This is a genomic window from Candidatus Aminicenantes bacterium (genome assembly GCA_011049425.1).
In the GTDB taxonomy this organism is placed as follows: domain Bacteria; phylum Acidobacteriota; class Aminicenantia; order UBA2199; family UBA2199; genus UBA876.
Map to the genome: position 1 here is coordinate 1 of DSBM01000090.1, position 4,878 is coordinate 4,878.

At 58.0% G+C, this 4,878-nt stretch carries 6 protein-coding genes; 3 read left to right on the forward strand and 3 right to left on the reverse strand.

Going from position 1 to position 4,878, the window contains the following annotated elements; translation table 11 throughout:
• Positions 1-199: 199 nt before the first annotated feature.
• Both ENN40_06040 and ENN40_06045 read right to left on the reverse strand, forming a co-directional pair.
• Positions 200-385: a hypothetical protein gene (locus tag ENN40_06040; protein HDP94903.1), complete on the reverse strand. Its 186-nt coding sequence runs from the start codon at positions 383-385 to the stop codon at positions 200-202.
• An 11-nt stretch (positions 386-396) separates the two neighbouring features.
• On the reverse strand, positions 397-1,545 hold the full coding sequence (locus ENN40_06045) for a hypothetical protein (GenBank protein HDP94904.1): 1,149 nt from the start codon (positions 1,543-1,545) through the stop codon (positions 397-399).
• Positions 1,546-1,764: 219 nt separating this feature from the next.
• On the opposite strand from ENN40_06045, the gene ENN40_06050 reads away from it, so the two are divergent.
• The 3 genes from ENN40_06050 (at position 1,765) to ENN40_06060 (ending at position 4,477) form a co-directional block, all read left to right on the forward strand.
• Entirely contained in the window at positions 1,765-3,618 is a 1,854-nt protein-coding gene (locus ENN40_06050) for an aspartate ammonia-lyase (protein ID HDP94905.1), read from the forward strand.
• A 324-nt stretch (positions 3,619-3,942) separates the two neighbouring features.
• Entirely contained in the window at positions 3,943-4,242 is a 300-nt protein-coding gene (locus tag ENN40_06055; protein ID HDP94906.1) for a GYD domain-containing protein, read from the forward strand.
• Positions 4,223-4,477, forward strand: coding sequence for a hypothetical protein (locus tag ENN40_06060; GenBank protein ID HDP94907.1), 255 nt, complete (start codon positions 4,223-4,225; stop codon positions 4,475-4,477). Before ENN40_06055 ends, ENN40_06060 begins: the two co-directional genes overlap by 20 nt.
• Here the strand turns inward: ENN40_06060 and ENN40_06065 are convergent.
• Complete coding sequence (locus tag ENN40_06065; protein ID HDP94908.1) at positions 4,470-4,877, reverse strand: hypothetical protein; 408 nt, start codon at positions 4,875-4,877, stop codon at positions 4,470-4,472. The genes ENN40_06060 and ENN40_06065 overlap by 8 nt on opposite strands.
• Position 4,878: the final 1 nt, after the last annotated feature.

Below are 4,878 nucleotides of genomic sequence, written 5' to 3' on the forward strand. Positions count from 1 at the left end.
CTTGTGATGAGGCGCCAAGGCGCCCTGGTGATGAAGAAACTTCCGGGTTCTGTGATGAAAAACAAGGCATTTTCCTTCCTGTCAACTGCCGCCTGATACCTTTCACCTTCTTTCCAACTCTCCAACTCTCCAACTAAAAAGGGCCGCTACGTACGGAGCGGCCTTTTTTTCTATACAGAGGTGCCGGCGGTGGCTGCCGTCAGCGCCGGATTTCAGCGGTTCCCGAATGGGTCTTGAGTTGGATATGGGGCGAATCGCCTCGCGAAAACGAGAGACGGTCGTTGTCTTCCGTACAGCGGATCTTTCCGCGGTCAGCCGCATCCAGGCCCGAGCCGAACTGCCACGCCAACACCAGTAAGGCCAGTAATTTTACCAGTCTTGACATGGTATTTTTGCCTATTTTTCCGCCTTGCGCAGGGTCACATTCCCGTTGATGGTTTTGAGTACCACCTTGTTGCGGCCATCGCCGGTGCGACCGGTCGCGCGCAGCACCTTGAGTTGCTTGCCGTCCTTTTCCACCCACTCTTTGTCTTCCTTTTTTTCCAGGTTGAAGTCATCTTTGATGCGGTATTCATTATGCCCGTTCTTGTAGATGGTGATGCGGATTTCCACATCCATGGACAATTTGGCGGGAACCGTCAACTCGATATCTCCGGACAAAGAGGTGATTTCAACGTGGCGATCTTTGCTCGAGGGGTCGCCCACCATGCGCGCCCTCACGTCCCCGGAAAGGGTCTTGGCTTCAATCCAGCCGTCTACGGATTCCAACAGGATGTCTCCGCCCATGGTCTTGGCTTTCACAAACTCCGCGGCCGACTTGACCGCGATCTGTCCGCCCATAGTATGCAGGTCCGCCCCCTTGGGCGCATCGTCCACATTCACGGCGCCACCCATGGTGGAGATACGAACCACCGCGTCGGCTGTGCCCTCACCGCTTTTCCTTTTTACGTTGCGGTAAATGACATTGCCTCCCATTGAGGAGCCCTTGACATCTCCCACCACGTCTTCCAACAGCACACGGCCGCCCATGGTGCGCACTTCGCCGTCCACGCGGGAATCCCGCAGGGTCACATCACCTCCCATGGTCTTCATGTAGACCACGCCGCCAAGGCGCTCCAGCTCAAGGTCGCCGCCCATGGTCCTGACGGAGATCTCACCGCTCACGCCGGTTACCTGAATGGCGCCGCCCAGGCTGCGCAACTTGAGATCGAATTTTTCAGGCACCTGCACCCTAAGCACATGATCTCCATGGTGACGCGACCATTTCTCAAATCCGGCGCCCAGTTGGGTTTCCACTTCAACGCCTTCATCGGTCTGACGCACCATGAAAGGCATATCCTGACTCACTTTTCCTTTCACGATAACCTTTACCATGACACTGGACTTTTTCCAGCCGGTCACTTCGATCTTGCCCCCGGCTTTCAGATCCACTACCAGGCGTTGTCCGGGTTTGACATCAAACGTCTTTTCACCCGCAGCAAAAACCGACTGGGATACCAGGAGCAGCCCCAACACACACGCAATTAAAATCATCTTTTTCATCATGTTTCACCTCGCTTGCACTCTCTGCAACCAGCCACATGATACATGCGTTTTTGGCCGATTTCGTCCGTGATTGCAATTTAGAACCCCGCAATGGTACGAAATTACACTTCCGGTCTGGAAGGAAAACAGCGTTTCTTGCGGAGCAAGACAAAGGCTTACCGGACTTGACATCTTTGGAAACGGAATGTACTTATAATGCGGGTAGACAAGGGAGGTTTCATGAACCGGGAAGACCTGTTGTTGAAGATTCGTGCAGTGGAGTTGTTCCAGGGACTGACTGAAGAAGAGCTGGTCCGCCTGGCAACCGATGCCGCCATTGTGAACCTGCCCGCCGGCGAAGCGCTTTTCACCCGGGGGAAACCCCGCCGCCACCTTTTCGTCATCCTTGCCGGAAATGTCGAGCTGGTCCAGTACACACCCGGCGGCCATAAACAACGCCTGGCGTGGTTCGGTCCCGGAGATTTTCTGGGTGAAGGTTCGATCCTGGATGAAACCCCGCATTCCACCACGGCCCTGGCCGCTCGGGAGGTCCAGGCCGTGCGCATTCCCCGCGAATCCTTCCTGGAACTCGCTCCGCTTACGGCCAAGGTGTTTTCCCACATCGCCCGCGTCATCTCGCGCCGCATGTGTTTGGCCAACCGGCGCTCGCTCCACGCGGCGGCCCAGTACGAATCCGGCCGTACCCGCAGGGAACACGACCTCCTGGGTGAAAGAGATGTTCCCGATGAGTTCTTTTACGGCATCCAGACCCTGCGCGCACTGGAAAACTTTTCCATCAGCGGCGTGGCCCTGGGCCATTTCCCCGACCTGGTGATCGCCCTGGCCATGGTCAAGCAGGCGGCGGCCCGCGCCAACACCGATGCCGGGCTTATGGAACCGGGATTATCCCAAGCCATCCAGGCCGCCTGCGAGGACATCATCGAGGGCCGGTTGCACAATCATTTCGTGGTGGACATGATCCAGGGCGGGGCCGGGACCTCCAGCCACATGAACGCCAATGAAGTAATCGCCAACCGCGCCCTGGAAAAGATGGGCCATTCCCGGGGAAACTACGAGCACTGCCATCCCAATAACGACGTCAACCGCTCCCAATCCACCAATGACGTATTCCCCACCGCGGTCAAGGTGGCGCTGCTACGCTTTAACCAGCGCTTGATCCGGCGCCTGAACAGCCTGGTGTCGGCGTGCCGGGAAAAAGGTGTCGCGTTCAATGAAATCGTAAAGACGGGCCGCACCCAGCTTCAGGACGCCGTGCCCATGACCCTGGGTCAGACTTTCCAGGCCTGGGCCGTCACCCTGGAAGAAGAGATCCAGCGCTTGACGGAAAACGTCTCTCTCTTCCTGGAGGTCAACCTGGGGGCGACAGCCATCGGTACGGGACTCAACGCCCCGGAGGAATACCGGCGCGCCGTGATCCCCCACCTGAGCAAGATTTCGGGACTGCCCCTGGTCCGGGCCCGGGACCTGATCGAGGCCACCCAGGATACCGGCAGTTTCGTGATGTACGCGTCCGCGCTCAAGCGCCTGGCGGTTAAATTGTCCAAGATATCCAACGACCTGCGCCTGCTCTCTTCCGGCCCCAGGGCGGGACTGAACGAGATCAACCTGCCGCCGGTCCAGCCGGGGTCCACCATCATGCCCGGCAAGGTCAACCCCGTTATCCCCGAAGTGGTCAACCAGGTGGCTTACAAAGTGATCGGCAACGCCCTCACCGTGACCCTGGCGGCGGAAGCCGGCCAGTTGGAACTGAACGCCATGATGCCGGTTATCGTGCAGAGCCTTTTTGAGTCGATGGAGATGCTGGCCAACGCCATGGAGACCCTGACAAACAAGTGCATCACCGGCATTACCGCCAATGCCGAACATTGCCGCCGCCTGGTGGAAAGCAGCATCGGGCTGGTCACCGCCCTGGTACCGGAGTTGGGATATGAAATCTGCTCGCGCCTGGCGCGAGAAGCCCTGGAATCCGGACGCAACATCCCCGACCTGGTACTGGAACAGAAACTGCTTTCCCCGAAACAATTGCGGGAACTCCTCTCCCCCACGCGTATGGCGGGAGAATTAAACTCGTGATCAAGTAACCGACCGGGAAGCTCTTTCGACTTCCGGCCGAGCTGTGATGACGTAACTGACAGTTCTGTGATGAAGCTACCCGGAGAGCTGTGATAAAAGACAGACGTTCCCCAGTTGAATTATTGTCTAATGGCGAATAGCCAAGGACCGCTTCTCCCCTGCCCTCAACTTGCTCAACTTCTCTTTTCCCCGTGTCTTCCTGTCACCTGTCTCCTGTCACCTTCTTTGCAACTTTCCAACTCTGTCTTTTTGAAATCCCGGCCACCTGCCCGCATACTATGTATAGATCCCTTAATTAGGGGAATTCACACGGAGGGGGAACCAATGGGAGTATATGTATTGATGACCAAGTTGGCGCCCGAAGTATCGGGCAATCTCAAGGGACGCGAAGCCATCGGCAAAGCCTGGAAAAAGCTGGTGGATGAGCGCTGTCCCGATGTCCGCTGGCTGGGACACTATGCGCTGCTGGGTCCGTATGATTTCATGGACATCTACGAAGCCGCCAGTGACGAGACCGCGGCCAAGGTTTCCATGATCACCCGGGCCGGCGGAGCGCTGACCGCTGAGACCTGGCCGGCCATGGCATGGAGCCGTTTTACCGACCTTGTGCAAACGCTCACCTGAAAAGCAGATCGTGGAGGTTCATACCCACAGCGGTTACCGCGCAGACGACCGCCCGTTGGAATTCGTCCGGGACGGTTGCCGCCACCACGTCAGCCGCATCCTGGAACAGCGGCGGGTGCAATCTGTTTCCGGAACAGTAAGCGAAGAGTTTCGCGTCTTGACGACTGAAGGCAATGAATTCCGCCTGGTTCACCATTTGGACTCGGACACCTGGCGGGCGGGGCCGGTCAAGTAACCGGTTCCACGCGCGACCCGGTCGAGATCAACTGCCGCGTGGCTTCGGGGCCAACACAAAACAGGCAATCCAGGATCGACAGGTTGCCGCGGAAATCTCCCCAGAACTGAGGCGTCACCGGCGGTTCATAGCGCAGGAAATTGACGGTGATGCCCTGGGCCTGAAGGTACCGCCAGTCCACGCAGGCCGCGGCCGCGGCGGGCAACAACACTGACTCCGCTCCACTGGCACGGCAGGCCGCCACGTAGAGCTCAGCCCCTCTCCCCTTTACTCCCAGACGCGATTGCAGCAGGAAACGGGCGGGCAGCTCCATGAAGCGGCGCAATGATTCCATAATGGGAAATACTGTGGCCATGAAACCCGGATCCGGGTCATCCAGGGCCGGGGAAAGTCGCGCCATA